The organism is Chitinophaga filiformis (assembly GCF_021646545.1).
Classification (GTDB): Bacteria; Bacteroidota; Bacteroidia; order Chitinophagales; family Chitinophagaceae; genus Chitinophaga; species Chitinophaga filiformis_A.
The window spans coordinates 468971-491019 of the sequence record NZ_JAKIRP010000003.1; the positions used below are offsets into that span (position 1 = coordinate 468971).

A 22049-nucleotide genomic window follows, 5' to 3' on the forward strand; every position below is an offset into this window, starting at 1 on the left:
CGGGAATTCCCGTAATTCTCTGTTTTCGTGCTAGCCGGTCGTATTTGAGGCAGACCACTAAAAGCTTTGTATTAGTCTTATACCGGGCGTAACGCCTTTAAAGAATTCATGAAAGTACAGGACAGGTTCAATTTTTGTTTTTCCTTCAAACAGCGACATCCGTCCTATACCTGCCCGGAAGGTATGCTTTTCAAAATAGTCCCCGCTGCGGTGGATAAGATAACTCACCGAGAAAACATACTGCAGGTAAGGCTCCTTTTTCTCCACTTCTTTTCTTCCTGGTCCACCGCCGTATACCAGCGTCAGGAAATCGTTGCGGTAAGTTTTCACCCGGCCCTCACTGTCCTTTCCGAAGAAGAAGTCAGGTTCCCAGTAGGCGCCTATTTCACGCGTTTTTCCACGGTTGCCCATGGTGCCTGTTATGATGGTAACACCCAGGCTGAAAGATGGTACAAAGTAGTTTTTGTAGTTCTGGATGGCCACAGATGGTGTGAAGGCCAGATAGTCGCCGTGCGTGTAAATGGAGCCCGCTGATGATTTGGACGATATGTTATAGTCTTTTTTCAGATGCATCATGCCGTTATCACCTCTCACCCAGTTAGTGTACACATTTTCCCTGAGGCTGACCAGGCGTGCCTGCAAACGGCCGTCTGCATAGGTGGTAAGGTCATCCAGATGGTTCACGAAGAAACTGATCCTGTACCGGTGGATAGTTTTTGTGCCGGGAACGGGCACTACACCGATGAAATGGACGGTATCCTGTTCCAGCTTGAGGGCGGCCACATCCTGCTGCTGTACAAGGAAGCTTTTGCCTGCAGGCCGTTCCTGCCTGATACGGATCTTCTTTGCGGCCGGCGGTTCCATTACATAGTCGATGCGTTTTACGGAAAGTTCGTCGGTCAGCGAATCTTTCAGCGGGGTCAGATCTTTCAGAAATATCTTCAGCAGTGAATCGATATTTCCTACACGGGCAAGGTCTTTCATATCTACCAGCTCTATCTGCATTTTATCGCCTTTATCGAGCGCGATGAAAAAACGTTTGTTGATCTCATTAGCTGGCAGGTCAAAGATCCGGTCTTCATTGGCAGCGGGTTTATTTTGCTGGGCATGCACTGTCCCGGTGATGCTCAGTAAGAGCATCAGAAAGTAAATGTTCGTTTTCATGTTGTTAGTTAATTTTTGGGCGAGGAAGTTGTTTTCTGGTTCTTGTCGGCCACTATCTGGCTGGCGAAACCAGCCGGACCGCTAAGACTTATTTTGAATTGTTTGTGTTCAGGATATACATAGGCATTACCAATCACGTCACCACCTACATCATTGATGTGGACCACCCTCATTTTTTTAGGTGCTGCCGCAACTGCTGTCGTTTCTGCCAGTATCGAATCAGGATGAGGAATGGCTTTTATGATTGGTGGTAGTATGGCCATTACGTCAGCAATAGCGGTTGGTTTCCTTTCTTTGACGGCAACCGGTATTTTTTTGGCGAACGTATCCTCCTGAACCAGTATAGCCGGGCGCTTTGCGATAACAGGCACTTCTTTAATATCCGCGTCGTCCTTATCTGCTTTCTTTTTATATGGATTCTCAACATAGGATGCGGGAGGCGTGAGCTGCGTCTGGTGCTCTTGTCTCGTGAAAAAAAGCGTTACACACGCAAGCAGCAAACAAGCCGCTGCCCAGTACCAGATCACTCTCTTTTTAGTCTTTTTTTCGTCCATCCGCTGATGCAAACGGCCCCATGCCACCGCTTTATCAAACGGTGCCTCACCTGGCAAAGCTTCCAGAGCATCCAGTTCACCTATCCAGCTATCACTGTGTTTTTCGTTTGACATACTCAATATTTTGCTGCGTGAGCATTTTTTGTAATAAGGATTTGGCCTTGCTTAACTGTGACTTGGAGGTGCCTTCTGATACTCCCAGCAAGGCGGCTATCTCCGCGTGATTCATACCCTCAATGACATACAGGTTGAATACCGTTCTGTAACCTGCGGGTAATTGTATCACCAGGTTGAAGATCTCTGCGGCCGACAGATTGTTCAGCACATCCTCTTCCAGGGCCATTGTTTCAGCCACATGTTCTGATACCACCACAAATGCGTTCTTCTTGCGCAGGAACATCAGGCATTCGTTGATCATGATCCGCTTCACCCAGTTATGCAGGGCGGCGTCTCCCTGGTAATGCAGGTCCGGCAGGGACTTAAAGAACTTATAAAAGCCATCGAGCAACAGCTCTTCGGCATCCTGCTGATTCCTGACATAGCGGCGGCATACCATCAGCATCCTGTCTGACAACAGGTCAAACAGGTATCGCTGGGCCGCCGTACTGCCTTTTTTAGCTTCTTTTATGAGTTCCGGTATATTCAAGAGAACAGCGGGTTTGTATTTCTATAAATGCAGTTTACAGAGAAAGGGTTGCCTCGTCAAATAAATTTTTCCTGACGGCGATATTATTGCGTTTGACTATCTTTAATGCATATTCCCTTACATATGAAATTTCCAGATAAAAACAACCTGATCGCAACCCTCGTACCGGTTGTATTTGCGTTAATTGTCCGTGGTCTTTTCAGCGAGACCGTGCCAGGCGATTTTTTTAAGCTGATGACCTTTGCCTTCCTGTTCTTTGTCCCTTTCGGTCTCGGCGCATTAGCCATCAAGCTTGCTCCCATTGAAAAGGTATATTCAAGAGCCTACCGTATATGCATGCCATGGCTACCACTCTCTATCTTCTTTATTGTTACAATACTGCTTAAAATTGAAGGTTGGGCATGCTGGATCATGATCATGCCGCTCTTTCTCGTAGCGGCATCCATAGGAGGCTTAATAGCAGGGCACTACAAGATCAAAAAACATAAAAATGAGAAGATGTACATCTCGCTCATTCTATTGCTACCCTTGTTCATCTCTCCTATCGAACAACGCATTGCCAAAATACCTGGCCGCTACAAGGCGGATACCTACATAGATATCCATGCCAATAAAGAACAGATCTGGAATAATGTAACACGCGTAAGAGAAATCAGCGAAGCACAGGATAAAGGATGGTTCACAAGGTTCCTCGGATTTCCCCGTCCGATAAAAGCAGAACTGAACTTTGAGGGACCGGGCGCCTTCCGTAAGGCCATCTTTGATAAAGGCCTGATATTCGACGAAACTGTAACAGATTACCTACATCAGCAGAAAATGAGTTTTACTATTAAGGCAAATCCATATGATATTCCATCTACCACGATGGATGAACATATAGTAGTGGGCGGCGACTATTTTGATGTACTGAACGGCACTTATGAGCTTGAGGCTCTAAACGATCATACATACAGATTACATCTGTACAGTCACTTCAAACTGACCACATCCTTTAACTTCTATGCCAGCTGGTGGGCCGGCTGGATCATGGAAGATATTCAGAATAATATATTACAGATCGTTAAACAGAGGGCGGAACATGGCAATTAGGGTATTAGCTTCAGCTCAATCGCTGCCCTGATCATCGCTGCCACATTTTTGACTTCAAATTTCTGCAAGAGGCTTTTGCGATGCGTTTCTACTGTCAACGGACTTAAATGTAATGTTCCGGCAATATCAGTTGTAGTCATACCATCGGCAATGAGTTGCAGGATTTCTTTTTCCCTTTTGGTCAGCCTGGGAATATCTTTTAATTCATTCACAGAGGGCCTGGACAAGATCTCTTTCACCGCATGACTGAAAGTGAGTTGTCCGTTCAATGCCTCGTTAATACATGATATTAATTCTTCTCCGGAGATGTTCTTCAGCAGGTACCCTGTTGCGCCATTCTGCAACATCTGCAGCACCATACTGCGTTCACTGTGATTGCTCAATGCCAGCACACTGGTATCTGGCGATAGCTTCTTTATTTCCCTGCAAAGATCGATGCCGCTAACATCAGGCAGGCTGATATCCAGCAGCACAATATTTATAGCGTGCCTCTTCAGGAAATGGATAAAGTCTGTCCCTGTGGTAAAACAACCCACAATGCTGATATCGGCCGCATTAACCAGCAGTTTTTGTAGTCCCTCCTGTACAATTGGATGATCATCCACAATGGCAAGTGTGGTCTTATTATCCGACATGTAGTTCTATATTTATTGTAGTTCCTTCGTTGATAACAGATGTAATGTCCATCATTCCCCTCAGGAAGCCTACCCTGTTCCTGATATTACTAAGTCCTATACCCTTTCCGTTGACGGAAGTGTCAAAACCTTTCCCATTGTCTTCCTGAGTGATCAGGAAGGTATCTCCATCCTGGCTGCATTGCAGGATAATATTACTGGCTTCTGCATGACGCATAGCATTTGCCAGCAGTTCCTGTACAATGCGGTAGATGTTTATCTGTGTTTGTTCCGGCATAGACGGTTCAATACCATAAGCCTGAAAATCTATTTTTACAGCAGCTGTCATCAACGATTCACTTAAGTCTTTCAGTGCGGTCTGCAACCCAAACTTCAACAGGTTGGCCGGCATCATATTGTGGGCAATACGGCGCAGCTCTGTCACTGAATCATCCAGCTGGCTGATGGTCTTCCGGAGTTCCCCCTGTTGTTCAGCTGCTATCTTCTCTACCTGGCCTGACAGGTTTATTTTCACACCTGCCAGCATTCCTCCCAGGCCATCATGCAGATCTCTGGCGAGCCTACGGCGTTCCTGTTCCTCCCCCTGTAACACGGCCTGCCCGAATTGCAGGCGTTGTTGTTGCTCAATGTCCTTCAATTCCTGCCGATGGTTCAGTTCTTTTTGCATGAGCAACTTTCTGTTACTACGATAGTACAACAATGCAAATGTGGCCACTATCAGTAAAAGTAAAGTAGTTGAAGCAAGAAGTAATATATATAAACGGCTGTTCTTTGCTGAGAGGGCTGCCTGTTCATTTTTTGCTTTCAGTGTAATGATCTCCTTCTGACTTTCAGCGCGCTGGTACTTTATTTCGAGGTCATTGATATCATTAGCGAGATCACTTTCATGCAGGCTATCGCTCAGGTGTCGGGCCTGTTTCATCCATTCATAGGCAGGCTTCATCTGTCCGAGGCCTGCATAACTCGTTGCCAGTCCCTCATATATTTCCAGTCTGCTGCTGCCGAGCTCCATCACTTCCTCATTACTGGAAAGTTCCAGGAGTTGCTGTTTTGCCGGTTCATATTTTTTATTGGCCAGTAATGCTTTTACCTTATAGAATGAGAGTTCCTGTATCACATAAGCTTTATTAGGTCCCCGGGCAGCCGTTATTCCTTTATTAAAACTAGCCTCTGCCTGTGTATACTGCTGATCATGTAAATAACACAATCCTTCCACCATATAATGCACGGCATACAACTCTGAATCGGGATAGGGAGCAAGCAGTGTTTTTACAGTGGCGACTATTTTCTTCGCCTCATCATATTTCTTCAGGTAGACGTAATTCTCTCCTGCCCTGTTCAGCGCGGCCACTAATCTTGATGGTTGTGTGTTGATAGATTGAAAGATCCTGATAGCTTTATCAAAGTAAGGTTCAGCTTTGTCGTATTGTTCCAGGTTCATAAATGCGAGACCTACACCTACATATTGTGAAGCCACAATAGCACTATCGCCTGCTTTGAGTGCATATGGAATGGCCCTGTTCAGCACAATATCAATGTAGCCCCTGTCATCATCTTTTCTCTGCCGGATGGCTGCACGGTTTATCCATACGTTTGCTCTTGCCTGGTATGCTTCCTTTGTGGCAAAGCTGTTTAGAAGACTGTCTGCGACGGCAAAAGAAGCATCACTCCTGTCGATATCGGAACTATAATAGATATAGCCTTCATGTCCGTAGGAAATAGCCTGCAGGAAGGGGTACTGTTTACTCAACCTACGTGCTTCATCCAGGCATTGCCTGGCCTTTGCCGTATCTCTGGGCACCCAGTAATATACCAGTGCATAATGAGCTCTCGCCTTTATACTGTCGGAGCGTGTATGCTGTAATATGGTTGTCAAGCTATCATAATATCTCTGCTGATCAAGGGGCAACTGTGCTTTGCTACATAAAGAGATTACTACGAATAATGCTACAAGGTTAAGTACACGGATCATGGTGGGTAAAATTAAAGAAATACCTGGAAACAGGTAGAAATAAATCATGGGTTCCCGGTATTGTCATGGCTAACGGGCAAGTATAACTTTGTTTTCCGATAACAGGGACGCCGAAAACTGATTAACTGAAAGAGTAGGCATTTTACCAAACTTTGCATGTATGAAATTTTTAAGAAACGCCCTTCTGGCATTGATGTTCGCCTCAACTTTTACTGCCTGTTCAAAAGACGATGATAACAAACCATCATCTTCTTCCCATAAAGTTGTATTCAAAGCTATCGCCAGTGCAGGTTGCACACTCACTGCAGCTGCCTATGCTTATGATGGCCATCAGACAACTGCTACCGGACTTAGTGGCGCCACATGGACCAGTCCAGAGATCACCGTTCCACCGGGCACTGTACTGGTAACAGCAGCAGTAGTCGGATCGGGAGTAAATGCTTCTTCATCATTAAAAGTGCAGATCTTTGTGGATGGGGATTTGAAAAAAGAAGGTATTTCAACGGGAGAAATTCTCAATACGTCGGCCACCTACAGCTTTTGACACTGATATATCTGTATATAAAAAGTCACATCTTTTGTTGAAATCCCAGCAAAACGAAGGTGTATCATCAAGTCTGATACACCTTCTGCTATTCGAATGCCTGATAGCGGTTTATCATTGTTAAAATAACGCTGAGCATCTTGTTATACTTCTCACTTTCTACTTAGAAAATTTACAGAACTCCATAGGACCAGATCCCCAGTCTTTTTTGCCCCACAGATGCAGGTCCAGGATAATAGCCAGCAGTGCGGCTCCTTTCTCTGTCTGCGTATAAATGGTTTGTGGAGGCACTGTATCAGGCAACATTGTTTTTTCTGCCAATCCTTCATCCACCAGCTCTTTCAACCTTTTCCCCAATACCTGATCCGACAGGGAAGGAAAGGCTTCTTTCAGGCGACTGAACTGCCGTACGCCCTGTGAGATGCAGTACAGGATCTGCATCTTCCACCGGGGACTGATCATCTTCAGAATTTCATTCACTTCACAGGAAGCAGCCAGTATTTTCAGGTTATATGCATTGGTAGAATTCTCCTTAATCTTGCTCGCCATATAGATTCATTTAAAGGCTCACTTTCGGGTGAGTTATTGCCAGCCATAATAGGCCGGGATAAATTTGCCTCAAAAATAAACATTATGAAAATAAGAAAAGTCAGACTGGCATTCCTCCTGTTGATATCCGTTTTCATGTTAACGGATACACACGCACAATCACCTTCTTCCAAACATCCCGTATATGTACTGGTACATGGCGCCTGGCATGGCGGCTGGTGCTGGCAACGCGTAAGCAGTCAGCTGAGGGAACATGGAGGTATTGTATATACGCCTACGCTCAGCGGACTGGCAGAGCACAAGAATATACTGAGTCCTGCCGTCAATCTGGAAACTCATATCTCAGATATTGTCAACCTTATTGAAATGGAAGATCTGCATAATGTGATACTTGTAGGCCATAGCTATGCAGGAACCGTAATTGCCGGTGTTGCCGACAGAATTCCTGAGCGGCTGAGCAAACTGGTATTTCTGGATGCGATACTACCGGAGAACGGCCAGAGTGCATTCTCTATTCAGCCGGAAGCGGTGCAGGATGCCATGTCAAAAGCCGCAGAAAAAGACAGCGGCCTTACTATCCCGGCATGGCCCGCAGAGACATTCGGAGTAAGCAAGCCTGCAGATGCCAGTTGGGTAAATGCAAGACTGTCAGGTCATCCTTTCCGGACATTTACACAAAAACTGACATTACAGCACCCCTACGGTAATCATCTTCCCCTGATCTACATAGCCTGTACCGTCAAAATGCTGCCTTCGATAGTGCCCTTTGCTGAAAAAACGAAGAATAGTAAGGACTGGAAGTATTATTCGCTGGCAACAGGGCATGATGCCATGATCACAGCACCGGAGAAAACGGCGGCTTTGCTCGAGTCATTTGCAAAATAATGAGGCATTTCGGAGCATATGAGTTGCATATGACTAGCATATGACCAGGATTAACTTCCGATTATCCTCCGATCAAATCGGAGGATAATCGGAAGTTAATCCTGGTCATATGCTAGTTACATCCTGGTCATATCCCCACATCAGGACAATAGAACCGATAGCATGAATCCGGTAGAGATTCGCCTGACCTTCGGTCAAGGTAGGATGAGTAACAGGGAAGGGCATCCAAAGAGGGGGGAGTTGACTTGTCAACGACTGGCGTGACAATTGTATGCTTTACTCTGAAACACATCGTTATGATCAACAGAATAGCATATAACAGCCCGATTACGGGGCTTTTTTTCATATACTGCCTTCTTGTATGCACGGCGTGTTCGTCGTCAAAACGGGGCTTATTTGCAAAGAAAACCGCCCATGAGCAGTATGCCAGCCGTATTACAGACGCCGGACTGGGTACCAGTACAATGGGCAGCCTGTGGTTTGCGGCTGCAGAAAAGGCCTTGGTCCGTCCATTGACAGTAACGTTGCCTTACAGGGAAACGGGGTATTTTGCTGCAGAGAAACCGGATGCTGCCGGTTATCTTTTTACAGCGCGTCGTGGTGACAGGCTGGATGTTCAGATCACTGTAAAATCATCAGTCCGCCTGCAACTTTTCACCGAGCTCTGGCAACCGGCAGAAGGGAGTGAGAAACCACGGCTGCTGGCTACGGCAGATACTGTTACCGGCAGCTTACAGTACGAGATAGAGCGAAACGGCCGTTTTTTACTTCGTCTGCAACCAGAGTTACTGCAAAGCGGTGAATATACTGTGAGCATCAATACAGCCCCCTCACTGGCATTTCCGGTGGCAGGCAATATGGATCACCGGATCGGCAGTTTCTGGGGTGACAGACGCGATAAAGGCGCCCGTAGTCATGAAGGGATCGATATCTTCGGCAAATTCCGGACACCGGTAGTGGCAGCGGCGGATGGTATTGTTACCAGTACCCGACAGACCAACCTGGGAGGGAAAGTGGTCTTTTTATCTCCAAACGGGAAACCATATGCCCTGTATTATGCACATCTTGACTCACAACTGGTCAGAGAAGGGCAAAGAGTACGTACGGGCGATACGCTGGGCCTGATGGGCAATACAGGTAATGCCCGTACAACACCCACTCATCTGCATTTTGGCATATATACCAACAGCGGCGCCGTTGATCCACTACCATTTGTAAGCAGGAACAGACCAGAACCTGCAACAGTACAGGCCAATACCAGCCTACTCCGGCAAACTGCCCGCAGCACAACTGCAACGCCATTGTATGCTTCTCCCATAAAAAACAGCACCTCTCTGGAAAAATTGCCGGCAAACTACATTATGTATGTGATGGCTGCCACAGGCAACTGGTATAAAGTAGTGCTGCCTGATAGCCGGGAAGGATTTGTAGAGAGCAAATCTGTATCCGGACAGCCGTATAAACGATTGCTCACTAAAACAAGCACACGCTTATTCGACGCACCCGACAGCATAGCGGCTGTGAAAACGACGATTCCCAAGGGGAAAGATATTAACGTTTTAGGCAGCAATGGTATCTACCAGTTTGTTAACTATGAAGAGCTGAATGGCTGGATACAGGTTGATTAGCGTTGTGTTCAGGAAGAAATCAATACCTTTGCCACCTTTAAATATTCGGAGATGAGACACACATTCAGATTTTACAAGTCTCCCTCAAACAGGTGGTACATTGATCTTCCGGGATGGGAAGGCAGTATCAGCGAGCTGGAAATGGTTGAAGGTGCGGATACTATGCTTGACAAGATTAGTGGTGATACCAACGAATGTTTTATTGACATCAGCGACGAACCTTTTGAGGGATCGGATACGGTTAAACTGGTTAGCGACTTACGTGATTCCATAGGTGGGGGCAATTATATAATGGAAACATATATGGGCGAACCTGTCAACCATCCGATGTGGCTTTGCGCGGTTACAGAACATGTATTTGCAGACCTTCCGGAAGCTATTTATGTTAGTCCGGTAACAAATAACGATTGATGTTATAACCAAAAGGGACTGAGAAATCAGCCCCTTTTTTAATGTGATATTATTCAAACAAACTCTTATCTATTCCAGGAATGATCCTCAACGCATTCTGATAATATACTTTCTTCAATATATCATCCGGCAGCGCCATACCATACATACGCCAGAAAGCATGATACTTTTTGTGATACGGGAAATATTCATCTGCAGTTTCAAGTACGCGGAAATACGTGGTATATTCTTCCGGCTGCCAGGAATCTTTACCGAAAAGGATCCGGTTCTGATACTTCTCAAAGAATTGTCTTGCCATCCTCGGTTGACGCCCCAGTTCAGCAATCACTGCTCCAAATTCAACATACATATTCGGTATCTGTTCCATCAGTTGCGATAAATGAGCCAGGTCGCTCGCGTACCAGCCGAAATGCGCATTTATAAAGGTGGTAGCCGGATGTTTCCTGAACATGCGGTGTTGCTCCTCAATGATCTGTTCCCAGGGTGCCGGATCAGTATTACTGCGTTTGCGGCCCGGATGAGTAATCAATTCCAGCCAGCGTTCGTTGTTATTATCCGCCGGCTGCCAGAATTGTTTGGGATCAGCGGCATGTATCAAGACGGGGATCTTCAGTTTACCACACTGGTCCCATACGGCATCCAGCCGGGGATCATCAATGGCTACCCGCTTGCCGTTATTATCACGTACACTAAGTCCCAGGTTCTTGAATACTTTCAGACCGTTTGCACCATTCTTCACGTCTTCTGTCAGCTGACGCACGGCTTTCTCCGTCCAGCCCTCCTCTCCTATGCCGCTGAAATCAATATTGGCGAAAATGATAAACCTGTTTGGCGCCTTACTCTTTACATTGTCTGTCTGCGCTTTCAGGCGGCTGCCGTTTCCACCACTAAGATTCACCATCACTTTCATGTTCAGGGCATCCATATCCTGTAGCAGGTCCCGCAGGTTTCCCGACGACAAGCCATTCTGATGATTATGCACATCTATAAAAGGGAACTTCGCCTTTGTCAGTTTATGTTCCGGTACTACCAGGGAGGAAGGCGGGTCGTATTTTTCAAAATCAATGGTGGGTCTTTCCTGGCCATAACACATAGAGCTGGTACTTAGTAAGGCACAGGCGACAATAGACAGTTTACGCATATGTTCTAGAGATAGTTTATTCTAAATTTATAAAAAGATCATAAGTATCAAAGGCAAGCTTTATGAGCGGTAAAAGGAAAGCAAAAATATTTTGTTGAAAGTTAAAAATTATTCATTTACTTTGTCATTCAAAGTGCTTTAAAAACACTTTTCAGACATTGAGGAACACCGGCCTGCATTAACTTGTAACCCATTCATGGTAATGCAGTTAGCCGAATACCTATATGTTTACCTATTGCCGGCAGTTGCACGTCAAAGGATACCATAATGGTTCCCGAACCCGATGGTAGCATCATCTTTTGTACACTTCAGTAACCCGGTTCATTGAATCAGGACAAGCATAATGCTGATAGTCTGATATAGGCATTGTCTTGTCATTTTTTTGCCTTTACACTTTGAAACACAAAGTATATATAGAACAATTACGACCTGTACTCACTATGAAAAATATAACACATGAAGACAAGTAATCAGTGGATTTTGTACTTCGAAGAAAACGCAAAACAGCGACGTATAGACTGGTCTTTGAACCCCGATATTTCTGAACAGGAAATTTCAACAATACTCCACTCTCTGCAAGCCTGGCAGCTGGGAGAGACATCTGACGGCCGGCATCTACTGCAGGCAGTAACCAGGTACGCAAAGCAGATAAATGACCTGGCTTATATTGAAGCTACCGCGCTGTTTATAAAGGAAGAACAGAAACATGGCAACAATTTAGGGACTTACCTGGACAGAATAGGAAAGCCAAGGATCAAAGCGGACCTCGGCGATACTCTTTTCAGAAAAGTGAGGTATTTCAACGCCAATATGGAAATATGGACACTCACCGTTACAGTTGTTGAAAGTACCGCACAAATATTCTATCAGTCCATGAAAGATGCTACCCGCTGTAAGTTACTGAAGCAGATCTGTACCGATATACTCATTGATGAAGCGCCTCATATTGCGTTTCAGACCGAGCGGCTTTCGATCATCTTCAATAGTAAGACCGCTTTAGGGAAAACAATCGCCCTGAAGGTCTATTATGTTTTCTTCTTCTCTACGGCACTCGTGGTGTGGATGGCGCACAGGAAGCTGTTCAAAGCAGGTGGTAACACGCTTGGGAAATTTATGCTCAAGATGAGATACAAGTACAATAGGATCATCAATCGCATCACTGCTAACAGCGCTATATTCAGAAACAGTGTTATTGCACACTAATGTTTTAAATTATTTTGTCAATGTTAAAGAACATTTCTCCACTTGAAAGAATGCTGCTGGTATCAGTATCCTTTACCATGCTGTTGTTGTTAACAAGGGTGATGTACACGAAAGAGCTGGTTTACGGTTTTTACATCTGGAATACCTTCCTGGCAATATTGCCTTTATTATTCAGCCGTTCGCTGATCCGGCAGAACAGGTTCAATCTCAGGGCAATACTTCTCCTCACCTGCTGGCTGGCATTCTTTCCGAATGCTGCTTATATCATAACAGATCTTTTTCATTATACAGAAAAGCCGCCCGTTCCTAAATGGTTTGATCTGCTACTGGTAACTTCGGCAGCATGGAACGGTCTTCTACTGGGGATTGTATCGCTTATGCAGATAGAACAGTTTTTGTCAGGGCACCTGAGAGACGGATGGGTAAAGATTTCTGTGATCATTAGTTTTATATTATGCGGCTATGGCGTCTATATAGGCAGGTACCTGCGTTTCAATAGCTGGGATGCCGTTACCGAGCCGCAAAAGCTTCTATATACATTCTCCGTGCATATTTTCCGGCCACAGGAGCATGTCATGATGTGGGCGTTTACCTTTCTGTTCGGAACTATGTTTGGCATTGTTTATTTCACGTTAAAACAATTCCGATTACCCGCGGTTGTCAACCGGTTATAAAGACACGTTGCCGGGTTGAAACCGGCGCTACAAACACCCCGCACCTAGCGGAGCCGATTGGTGTTTTGTTCCCGGCTTATTATCATCCCGGGGCTGTCCCCGCAGAATCAGATGACACTATTGTTTGTAAAATAGTGTCATCTGATAAGCCTAATAAGCCAGGCAGGAGCTTTTTGAGTTACCACCCCGTCAGCTTGGGTTCAGCCTGTTAAAAGCGCTATTCAGCTCTTCCGAGCCGGCTTTCGACACGGCTTCAGTGAATCCGAAAGTCAATGCTGTTTTACCTTCTTTTAACTGTGTGAATATAGCGTCTAAAAAATCACTTACCGGAGGGGCCGCATCGTGCAGGCCCTTTCCACCAAGATCGGTATTCAGTGCGGGCGGTATCACTTCAATCACTTCTATGCCTCTTGCCTTGAGCAGGTATTTTGACGAAAGTGTGAAGGAATGGAAAAAGGCTTTGGTGCCGCTGTATACAGGTACTTTAGTCAGTGGTACGAATGACAGTCCGGAGGTCACGTTCACAATCGTATGCAGTGATTGCAGTTTAATGAATAGCGCAGTCAAATGCACCGGTGCTTCGATGTTCGTAGCAATTTCATTTTTTGCACGTTGATAAAAGTCCGCATCTGTGATGTTCATCCAGTTCTGGATACCTGCATTGTTCACCAGTACGTTCAGATCACTGTGCTGGGTGGCAACCCAGTTATAAAGATCTTCCCGTCCAGCTTCTGCTGACAAATCGCATACTTTGGTAATGATGGATGGATATTTAGCTGTAACCTCTTTTAAGGCAGATTCGCGTCTTCCACAGATCAACACGGTATTGCCTTCCTGTAGAAATCTTTCTGCAAGCCCCAGTCCAATACCGCTGGCGCCGCCGGTAATTAAAATTTTATTTCCTGTTAGTTTCATGAATAGTGCTGTTTACGATAAAGAATGAGCAAAATTAAGAAGGGACGGTATCAGACCAGTTACGAACATCAAACCATCATTTGCGAAATTCAAACAATCCATTCATTTGCCTGTAAAACCTGCTCATTGTGTTAATGCCTTGGCATGATTTTGTTACCTGAACAATAAATAAATGATATTTTATGATACAGGACAATCCTAAAGATAAAGACGTCAAAAAAGAAAAAGAAGATTCCAGCATAAAGCCAGACCCTGAAACACTCGGACCGGATCCTGAGGAGCATATGAAAGGGCCAATCTCTTCCATTGTCAGGAAGATTGGCGAGGAAGCTGAAGAAAATGACGAGAAAGATAGTGATGAAAAAGAAGAGGAAAATGATTGAGGCCGTGTAATTAATTACCGGCCTTAATCAGCTTTTTCAGGATCACAATCTGCCCCAGATGATAGTGCAAATGCTCCACCGTACCTTGCAGATTTCTATAAGTGGATGAATGATCTGCCACAATTGGCTCCGGCAACCTGCTTTCATTTACCTTTTTTATTGCCTCTGCCAGTTCATAAGCAGAAGCTACCAGTTCCTTCTTCAGGTTCGTCCAATCCTGTTCACTTGTTAAGCCGGGAACATCAAATCCGTTAACATCAGGTATGGTTACCCTGATCCCGTTTATACGTTGTATCATCACCCGGTTCCAGTAGATAAGATGATTTACCAGCGCTGCGATCGTGTTGGGCGAAGCTTTTGTTTTCAAAGTGGCTTCCTGTACTGTTACGTCCTTCAGGCTATCCATAATATTTACATCAGTCCAGTTTTCTCCCTCGATGACGTCCAGCAGATGTGTGGATATTTGTGTAAGAATATTCATAGCTGTGATGGTTACTATATAAAGATATCACTTCCTCTTCGATGCCCGATTGCAAAAAATAGCCGTTCCTGCCCAGAGAACCCCAAATACCAGGCCATGACACCAGAAGGCCTCCCCTGTTGCACATGATATTATTTTAACGTGCTTCAAGTATTTTTCTGGCATTCTGCCTTCTCCCCCACAAGCCGTTTTTCATTTTTTCTTCATGTTGGGCATCTAAGTTTGCATCAACAAGCAATAAATACTAACTTAAAATTGGAAATGTATGAAAACAACACTTTTTGTCATTGCTGCTTTTTTATTTTCAAACGCTATATTTGCCCAGCAAGCAACTGTTAAGACAACACAATCGGCGACCGTCGGGACAAATTCAGTGAACGGAACAATGTCTGGGCAGACTCATGCCCAGGCTGATGTTAAATCAGGCAATGTAAAAACAGCGTCTACTGGAGCTGCAAATGCATCAACAGGAGTAAATACTAAAAACAGTACAGCCATTGCTGCTCAAGACAAAACAAACATTTCTGCAGCTGCTACAGAGCATGCAGATGTATTAAAGAATAGTGTAAACAGTGCAAGCGGTGTGACTGTTAAAAGCACACAAAACACCACGACTGCTGTCAATAGCGACATAAAAGAGAACGCTGTGGGTACCAGTAACGTGGCTGTTAAAAGCACACAAAACGCCGCCACTGCTGTCAACAATGACATAAAACAGACGGCTGCAGGTACCATTAACACCACTGTTAAAAGCACGCAGAATGTTGGTACTGCTGTCAACAGTGAGATTAAACAGACAACTGTCGGCACCACTAATGCTACTGTTAAAAGCACGCAGCATATCGCCACAAATGTCAACAGCGACATTAAACAAACTGCTGTTGGTACAAAAGCAGCTGTAAAATCAGTAGATGCAGGTGTAAAAAATCATACTAAAATTGCCGCTTCCTCATCTATCAAGGCTGCAGGAGCTGTGCACAATACCGTGAAAGTGCCATCTATCAAAACTGCTACTCATGTCGGAGCAAATATGAAGGTAGGCCTGAGGTAACACATTATTAATACTGTCGTGAATATGAACAAAGGGGCTATATATCGCCATGTAGGAATAACCGCTATACTATCAATCATTTCCCTCTATAGTTGGGGTAGTACTACACTACCCCAACCTACTTACAAGGTAATTCCCCCGGATGCCGTGCGGATGGACACCATTCCTGTCAAAAAGCCGGTAGAGACGGAAACAGTAGAACCAACGCAGGAGCTGCCTGTGGAACCGGTTATTAAAGAGGTTCCCAAGGCTAAAAAACAGGTGAAACCTATAGCCGTTCCATCAGTGATAACGCCTGTAAAAACACCGAAAATCATCAAGCCAAAGATTGTCATCAAGAAAATAGGTGTTCGTGTTCCATAGCACAGCGCTTCAATGAAAAACCATGAAACAGATATTCTTTTTACTGCCAATATTATTAGCCAGTGCTTTCTGCCAGGCGCAGACAGACAGTACATTACAAAAGGACAGTGCAGCTACCGCTGAAAAATCCACACTTACTATTGGAACCAGTTATGCCAACAATGCGAACTATTACGGTCAGAAAGCAGATGAAAGAATGGCCTATGTAGCGGCAGTAGCCAAATATCAGCATCGCTCAGGCTTCTCACTGACCGGTACCAGCTATCGTTTACTGAATGACCATGACCGTGTTGTTTCTGCATACAGTGCAGGAGCAGGCTTTTCCTTTAAACTGAGTAAACGTTTGTCGGCAGAGCTGAGCTATAATTATACTTTTTATCCTAAGCTTTCTCCTTTCCTGCAAGCGGCCAATCCTCATTCAGCAGCTGTGGGGCTTACGCACAGCGGCTGGCTCACAACTACGCTGGGAGTGGATTACGCATTTGGAAAGACGAATGACTTCTTCTCTACGCTGGGTATCAGCAAACAGATCAACCTGTTTAGCCTGACCTCAAAAGACATCGTCACACTTACGCCGTTGATAGATGTAACAGCCGGCACACAACGGTTTTATACCTATTACATACAGGAAAAAACTATCAGAGATAGTTTGCTGGGCATTCTTCCCCCCATTTTAGGTACCACTCCGGGAGGCGGGACAGGCAGCACGTCTACTACCGAGACAACAACCAGCTATGATCTGCTGTCCTACAATCTGAAACTGCCGCTGGCTTATAACAGGGCGAGCTATATGATAGAGGTAGAGTACCAGCTTTCTCTACTCGGACAAAAGTCGCAGTCTGATCCGGGAAAGGCCAATTCATTTTTCACCGCGAGCTTTTACTACCAGTTTTGATTGATATGAAAGTACTGATCATTGAAGATGAAAGAGGGATGGCACTGGAAATGGAAGATTTCCTGATAAAGGCAGGATATCTTTGTGACCTTGCCTTTACCGCCAAACAGGCAAGACAGCTCATGGAAGAAGGTCCTTATGACTTTATACTGCTTGATCTTGGTCTGCCAGACAAGGATGGATTATTAGTGCTGGAAGATGCCAAGAAGATCTGTCCGGAAGCTTCTTACATTATTCTCACTGCCCGTGGTAAACTGGAAGACCGTATAAAGGGGCTGGACCTGGGAGCAGATGATTATCTCCCGAAGCCCTTTTCACTGCTGGAACTGCAGTCACGTATGCAGGCGATCAGTCGCAGGAAATCCGGGCTTAGAGACAACCTCGTGGCACTGGGCGATTTCACTGTCAACTTAAATACCAGGATGATATTGTATGGAGATGCAGATATTGGCCTCTCGAAAAAAGAGTTTGACTTGCTGAGTTATATGCTGCTGAACAAGAACCGTCCACTAACACGCATGCAGCTGAGTGAGCATATCTGGGGAAGTTTTTCGGACGATGATTATGATTCCAACTATATTGATGTGCACATAAAGAACATCCGTAAAAAACTGACTGAACATGGACCGGTAGAATGGCTGCAAACCATCAGAGGGGTTGGATATAAAATTAAACTATAACCATATCGTGAAGCTGCTTACCAAACTTACGCTTACCTCTACCCTGTCCAAGATAGCAACGGTCATTCTCTTCATTATACTGTTGCCTGCCCTCATAGACAGGGTGGCTTTTCAAAGCACGAACCGCCTGTTAAAGCAGCAGGCAAAAAAGGTAATGACGAATATTCAGACGAACGGTATAGACTATTATCTGCAGGGAGATTCCACATATGGCAGTTATACCCTGCTCCGGGAAGAGTATATTTCCCTTGAACGGGCGAGGCATATTTACTCATCAGATACTATCCAGACCGCGCAAAGAATTATAGAGGGAGATACTGTCATGTACCGGATCCTGAACCAGGCCTTCGAGTACAATGACCAGTTGTACGAGCTGGAGATTGGTAAAACAATTGCGTCTATCAGTCAGTATAATGGTCCGCTGCAAAGGATTGCCCTGTATGTATTAGGAATGCTGACGATACTGACACTGCTTACGGACATTTCTTTTACGCGTATCCTCCTAAAACCTTTGCAAACGATCATTCAGACTAAACTGATCAATCCTGTATTTCCCTTCAAGGAAATTCCTCCTCCTATCCGGACTACAACCATTGACTTCAGGTACCTGGACAACTCCCTGATTGCATTGATGAACAGGATAAAAGAAGACTTTGACAGGGAAAGGGAGTTCACCTCCAATGCTTCTCATGAACTGATGACGCCAATTGGCATCCTGCAGACCAAGATGGAAAATCTGCTGCTGTCAAATGACCTTGACGAAACAGCGATGGAGAAGATCATGGAAATGATGAAGACACTCAACCGCCTGAAGAAGATCGTTCATTCACTGCTATTAATATCGAGGATTGAAAATGATCAATATACCAGGCAGGATAATATCCAGCCAGAGAAAATGATCAGCGAGATCATACAGGAACTGACACACCGGCTGGAAGACAAGAATATCAGCATCACGGCCTCCCTGCAGCCGCATATTATGTTGCGCAAACTGAACCATGATCTGTTGTTCCAGTTATTCTACAATCTTATCAACAATGCTATCCGGTACAACAGACCCGATGGAAGTATTCATATCAGTGATACGCTTAGGACAGATGGCTCCTATGCCATTGCTATCAGGGATACGGGAATAGGCATTGATCCCTCAGATATTGACACCATATTCAACCGTTTCCGGAAGAAGAATACGACGGATGGCGAGGGCTATGGACTAGGCTTGTCTATTGTAAAAAGTATTGCTGACTATCATGGCATCAGAATGAAAGTGGTTTCGGAGGTAGGTACTGGTACCACCATCCATGTGATATTTCCTTCAGCACATTGATCACATCTTCATTCGGGCGATAAAAAGTACTAAAAGAGCCTTCGTCTGCTACCTATGGACGGGCACCGCTGATCTTCCATATTTAACTATCTTTACCATCTATGGCGGAATACTCATTTATATTATAAACTTTCATTCTTTGGATTGTGAGTACTGAAAATACGTCAGTAAAACAGTTAATAAACTATTTCAAAAATTACTTCCCACTCAACAGCAAGGAGCGTGATGAATTGTCTGTGCATTTTACGGAGCGTAAAGTAAAGCGTCGCGGGTTTATTCTTCAACAGGGAGATGTATGTCGTCATTTTACATTTGTGATTAGCGGTTGCTTTAAAATGTATGCAGTGGATAAGAATGGAAAGGAGCACAATATCCAGTTTGCAGCAGAGAATGACTGGATTACTGATCTGGCCAGCTTTTATGCTGAAAAACCAAGCCAGCTTTATATAGAAGCGATGGAATCATCTGTTATCTTACAGATAAAACATCCGGATCTGCTCTCCCTCTATATCAACCATCACAAATTCGACCGCAATTTCAGGATCATCATCGAGCAAAAATTCATAGCCCTGCAGAACAGGGTATTGCAGAATATCAGTTCAACAGCAGAAGAGCGCTATCAGTCATTTCTGGAACAATACCCTCATATTGCCAACCGCTTGCCTAACACGCAGATAGCCTCTTACCTTGGGATCACTCCGGAATTCCTCAGTAAGGTGCGCAAAGACCTGACACAAAAGCCGCACCCTTAAACTATATTAAGGGTATTTCTTAACATACCTCATTGGCTGATCCTGCCTTAAGATGCCACCTTTGCATTACAAAAAGGATAATCATGGGCATTCAGGAAGAAAAGCAGGCGATTCAACAATTACTGACTGCATATGCAGATACGTTAAATACTGCGAATATTCCGCTGATACATCTGTTTTACACTTCGGATGGCCTTTTTATGGCCGCTGATACTAAGACATTTACCACCCTGGATCTATCCACAAGGAATAATGGAAGTTACCTCAAAAGGACAAAATTTCATATCGATTTCACCGTCCATGATATTGCATTAGATACCCGCTATGCATTTGTGCAGGCAACAGCCGTAGCTACTACTCATGATCCGGTAAACGGACAACAATCGATACAGAGTAGAGATTTCTTTGTGCTTCGTAAAGAAGCTAAAGCATGGAAGATCTACCGGTATATGTTCAATTATGATGAAGACCATCCGAAATGATGGTAGTCGTATGCAGGCCCGGACTATAAAGCAATTAATAATTATCTAAACAAAGGATATATGAGAGCAGCAGTATTATACTACCCTGGTGGTCCCGAAAACTTTATACTGGAGCAAAGACCGGTACCTGTTGCGGGTGATGGCCAGGTGTTGATAAAGGTAAAAGCTTTTGGGTTGAACAGGTCAGAATTAATGACACGCAAAGGCTTATCGCCCAGCGTTGTTTTTCCCCGGGTATTGGGCATTGAATGCGTTGGTGAAGTTGAAAATGATCCGGCAGGAGTATTTAAAAAAGGAGAAAAAGTAGCTGCGTTCATGGGCGAAATGGGAAGAGCGTATGACGGCAGCTATGCAGAATATGCGGTACTCCCCGGATCTATTCTTACGCCTTTCCATAGTCATTTAAGCTGGGAGCAACTGGGCGCTATACCAGAGATGTTCCAGACCGTTTATGGATCATTGCATCTTGCACTGGGCATTAAAAAGAACGAAACCTTACTGATCAGGGGAGGCACTTCTTCTATTGGCATGCTTGCTACCCAGATCGCGAAAAAGGAGGGGCTGTATATAGTGGCCACCACCAGGAAACCAGAAAAGGAACAGCTGCTTTTAGATAATGGTGTTGATGAAGTACTCATTGATGATGGTAATCTGTCGTCAAAAGTTAAGGCCTCATTTCCTGCCGGTATAGACAAAATACTTGAATTGGTGGGTACCGGAACATTAAAGGATTCATTGCAATGTGCCGCACAGGGAGGTACCGTGTGCATGGCGGGTATGCTCTCAGAGCAGTGGTCCATCAGTGATTTTGCGCCTATGGAATATATTCCGGCAACGGTCCGTCTAACTATGTACAGCACTGGTCAGATCAGGGTGAACAAGGAGCATTTCCAGGCGTTTATCCGTGATGTGGAAGCGGGTAATATAAAGCTCAATATCAGTTGCACATTTAAGCTGGACGATATTGCTGCAGCGCATAGGTTGATGGATAGCAATTCGGCGGATGGGAAGATTGTGGTGGTTATCTGAAATATCCCATATTTTCTCCGAGCTGGATAACTGCTCAAACGCATCCGTCAACACTTCAAACTTGCTCTTCAGATCAGCCAAATAGCTGCTTCAAAAAACCGGAAAATCCCCTCCTGTAGTTTTGAATAACCATAAAACCTAAGCTGGGTTACAGGATATCGGGTTTCTTGATCTGATATCTTACATAATCTGGACCTTGGTTATTCAGAATTCTCTATCTTCATAAAGATTAATTATTCTGTATGATGAATGATCCGGATTTCAATAAACTCGTTTATGAGATTGCCAGATTAGTACCTAAAGGCCGTGTAACTTCTTATGGAGCGATTGCTAAAGCCTTGGGTAAGGGAAACTACTCCCGCATGGTAGGGCATGCCATGGGCGCCTGTGGTCATGAAAAACCACCTGTACCAGCACAGCGTGTGGTGAACAGCCAGGGACAACTGACAGGAGAGCCGGCGGGTATCGCAGCAAGGAAGAAACTACTTGAAAAGGAAGGAGTGGAAGTAAAAGGCGACAAGGTTGTAAACTTCAGGAAGTTCTTCTGGGATCCAAGCCAGGAATTATAAGGCCCCACCTAACGGTCAGGGGCATTT

The 22049-nt window shown here is 44.8% G+C and carries 26 protein-coding genes; 17 read left to right on the forward strand and 9 right to left on the reverse strand.

The window, feature by feature from the left end; genetic code table 11:
• Positions 1 to 57 precede the first annotated feature (57 nt).
• From L3C95_RS11570 to L3C95_RS11580, 3 genes are read right to left on the reverse strand one after another with little or no spacing between them, the layout of a single operon-like run.
• On the reverse strand, positions 58 to 1164 hold the full coding sequence (locus tag L3C95_RS11570; RefSeq protein ID WP_236386056.1) for a hypothetical protein: 1107 nt from the start codon (positions 1162 to 1164) through the stop codon (positions 58 to 60).
• Positions 1165 to 1172: 8 nt separating this feature from the next.
• A complete protein-coding gene (locus tag L3C95_RS11575; RefSeq protein WP_236386055.1) occupies positions 1173 to 1832 on the reverse strand; it encodes a hypothetical protein in 660 nt (219 codons plus the stop codon).
• The gene (locus L3C95_RS11580; RefSeq protein WP_236386054.1) at positions 1810 to 2364 is read right to left on the reverse strand and encodes an RNA polymerase sigma factor; all 555 of its coding nucleotides are present in this window, start codon (positions 2362 to 2364) and stop codon (positions 1810 to 1812) included. Before L3C95_RS11580 ends, L3C95_RS11575 begins: the two co-directional genes overlap by 23 nt.
• A gap of 123 nt (positions 2365 to 2487) precedes the next feature.
• Between L3C95_RS11580 and L3C95_RS11585 the strand changes: the two genes are divergently transcribed.
• A complete protein-coding gene (locus L3C95_RS11585) occupies positions 2488 to 3453 on the forward strand; it encodes a hypothetical protein (RefSeq protein WP_236386053.1) in 966 nt (321 codons plus the stop codon).
• Here L3C95_RS11585 and L3C95_RS11590 read toward each other — a convergent pair.
• Entirely contained in the window at positions 3450 to 4088 is a 639-nt protein-coding gene (locus L3C95_RS11590; protein ID WP_236386052.1) for a response regulator transcription factor, read from the reverse strand. The two genes, L3C95_RS11585 and L3C95_RS11590, sit on opposite strands and share 4 nt — an antisense overlap.
• Positions 4078 to 6060: a sensor histidine kinase gene (locus tag L3C95_RS11595; RefSeq protein ID WP_236386051.1), complete on the reverse strand. Its 1983-nt coding sequence runs from the start codon at positions 6058 to 6060 to the stop codon at positions 4078 to 4080. Before L3C95_RS11595 ends, L3C95_RS11590 begins: the two co-directional genes overlap by 11 nt.
• Before the next feature lie 160 nt (positions 6061 to 6220).
• Here L3C95_RS11595 and L3C95_RS11600 point away from each other — a divergent pair, with 160 nt between their 5' ends.
• Positions 6221 to 6604, forward strand: a complete 384-nt coding sequence (locus L3C95_RS11600) for a hypothetical protein (protein WP_236386050.1) — start codon at positions 6221 to 6223, stop codon at positions 6602 to 6604.
• 159 nt (positions 6605 to 6763) lie between these two features.
• Here L3C95_RS11600 and L3C95_RS11605 read toward each other — a convergent pair whose 3' ends face one another.
• A complete protein-coding gene (locus L3C95_RS11605) occupies positions 6764 to 7153 on the reverse strand; it encodes a winged helix-turn-helix transcriptional regulator (RefSeq protein ID WP_236386049.1) in 390 nt (129 codons plus the stop codon).
• 84 nt (positions 7154 to 7237) lie between these two features.
• Here L3C95_RS11605 and L3C95_RS11610 point away from each other — a divergent pair, with 84 nt between their 5' ends.
• From L3C95_RS11610 to L3C95_RS11620, 3 genes are all read left to right on the forward strand, one after another.
• Entirely contained in the window at positions 7238 to 8038 is an 801-nt protein-coding gene (locus L3C95_RS11610) for an alpha/beta hydrolase (RefSeq protein ID WP_236386048.1), read from the forward strand.
• A gap of 296 nt (positions 8039 to 8334) precedes the next feature.
• Positions 8335 to 9666 carry a M23 family metallopeptidase gene (locus L3C95_RS11615; protein ID WP_236386047.1) on the forward strand — a complete coding sequence of 444 codons (1332 nt, stop codon included), beginning with the start codon at positions 8335 to 8337 and terminating at the stop codon, positions 9664 to 9666.
• Between the two features lie 51 nt (positions 9667 to 9717).
• Entirely contained in the window at positions 9718 to 10077 is a 360-nt protein-coding gene (locus L3C95_RS11620; protein WP_236386046.1) for a DUF6717 family protein, read from the forward strand.
• 49 nt (positions 10078 to 10126) lie between these two features.
• On the opposite strand, the gene L3C95_RS11625 is transcribed toward L3C95_RS11620, so the two are convergent.
• On the reverse strand, positions 10127 to 11218 hold the full coding sequence (locus L3C95_RS11625) for an amidohydrolase family protein (RefSeq protein WP_236386045.1): 1092 nt from the start codon (positions 11216 to 11218) through the stop codon (positions 10127 to 10129).
• A 456-nt stretch (positions 11219 to 11674) separates the two neighbouring features.
• Here L3C95_RS11625 and L3C95_RS11630 point away from each other — a divergent pair, with 456 nt between their 5' ends.
• Positions 11675 to 12421: a ferritin-like domain-containing protein gene (locus L3C95_RS11630; protein ID WP_236386044.1), complete on the forward strand. Its 747-nt coding sequence runs from the start codon at positions 11675 to 11677 to the stop codon at positions 12419 to 12421.
• A 20-nt stretch (positions 12422 to 12441) separates the two neighbouring features.
• Positions 12442 to 13095 carry a DUF1361 domain-containing protein gene (locus L3C95_RS11635; RefSeq protein ID WP_236386043.1) on the forward strand — a complete coding sequence of 218 codons (654 nt, stop codon included), beginning with the start codon at positions 12442 to 12444 and terminating at the stop codon, positions 13093 to 13095.
• Positions 13096 to 13284: 189 nt separating this feature from the next.
• Here L3C95_RS11635 and L3C95_RS11640 read toward each other — a convergent pair whose 3' ends face one another.
• Entirely contained in the window at positions 13285 to 14010 is a 726-nt protein-coding gene (locus L3C95_RS11640; RefSeq protein ID WP_236386042.1) for an SDR family oxidoreductase, read from the reverse strand.
• A gap of 182 nt (positions 14011 to 14192) precedes the next feature.
• Here L3C95_RS11640 and L3C95_RS11645 point away from each other — a divergent pair, with 182 nt between their 5' ends.
• Positions 14193 to 14393, forward strand: a complete 201-nt coding sequence (locus L3C95_RS11645; protein ID WP_236386040.1) for a hypothetical protein — start codon at positions 14193 to 14195, stop codon at positions 14391 to 14393.
• A gap of 10 nt (positions 14394 to 14403) precedes the next feature.
• On the opposite strand, the gene L3C95_RS11650 is transcribed toward L3C95_RS11645, so the two are convergent.
• Positions 14404 to 14874: a DinB family protein gene (locus L3C95_RS11650; protein ID WP_236386039.1), complete on the reverse strand. Its 471-nt coding sequence runs from the start codon at positions 14872 to 14874 to the stop codon at positions 14404 to 14406.
• 265 nt (positions 14875 to 15139) lie between these two features.
• Here L3C95_RS11650 and L3C95_RS11655 point away from each other — a divergent pair, with 265 nt between their 5' ends.
• The 9 genes from L3C95_RS11655 to L3C95_RS11695 all read left to right on the forward strand — a co-directional run bounded on the left by L3C95_RS11655 (position 15140) and on the right by L3C95_RS11695 (position 22022).
• A complete protein-coding gene (locus tag L3C95_RS11655; RefSeq protein WP_236386038.1) occupies positions 15140 to 15925 on the forward strand; it encodes a hypothetical protein in 786 nt (261 codons plus the stop codon).
• A gap of 24 nt (positions 15926 to 15949) precedes the next feature.
• Entirely contained in the window at positions 15950 to 16288 is a 339-nt protein-coding gene (locus L3C95_RS11660) for a hypothetical protein (RefSeq protein ID WP_236386037.1), read from the forward strand.
• Between the two features lie 22 nt (positions 16289 to 16310).
• Entirely contained in the window at positions 16311 to 17183 is an 873-nt protein-coding gene (locus L3C95_RS11665) for a hypothetical protein (protein ID WP_236386036.1), read from the forward strand.
• A gap of 5 nt (positions 17184 to 17188) precedes the next feature.
• Entirely contained in the window at positions 17189 to 17863 is a 675-nt protein-coding gene (locus L3C95_RS11670) for a response regulator transcription factor (protein WP_236386035.1), read from the forward strand.
• Entirely contained in the window at positions 17841 to 19190 is a 1350-nt protein-coding gene (locus L3C95_RS11675) for a sensor histidine kinase (RefSeq protein WP_236386034.1), read from the forward strand. Before L3C95_RS11670 ends, L3C95_RS11675 begins: the two co-directional genes overlap by 23 nt.
• A gap of 146 nt (positions 19191 to 19336) precedes the next feature.
• Positions 19337 to 19942 carry a Crp/Fnr family transcriptional regulator gene (locus L3C95_RS11680; RefSeq protein WP_236386033.1) on the forward strand — a complete coding sequence of 202 codons (606 nt, stop codon included), beginning with the start codon at positions 19337 to 19339 and terminating at the stop codon, positions 19940 to 19942.
• An 83-nt stretch (positions 19943 to 20025) separates the two neighbouring features.
• Positions 20026 to 20424 (forward strand): YybH family protein, encoded by a 399-nt coding sequence (locus L3C95_RS11685; protein WP_236386032.1) that lies wholly within the window; start codon positions 20026 to 20028, stop codon positions 20422 to 20424.
• Positions 20425 to 20484: 60 nt separating this feature from the next.
• A complete protein-coding gene (locus L3C95_RS11690) occupies positions 20485 to 21453 on the forward strand; it encodes a zinc-binding alcohol dehydrogenase family protein (RefSeq protein WP_236386030.1) in 969 nt (322 codons plus the stop codon).
• Between the two features lie 242 nt (positions 21454 to 21695).
• Positions 21696 to 22022, forward strand: a complete 327-nt coding sequence (locus L3C95_RS11695) for an MGMT family protein (RefSeq protein ID WP_236386028.1) — start codon at positions 21696 to 21698, stop codon at positions 22020 to 22022.
• The last annotated feature ends 27 nt before the right edge of the window (positions 22023 to 22049 follow it).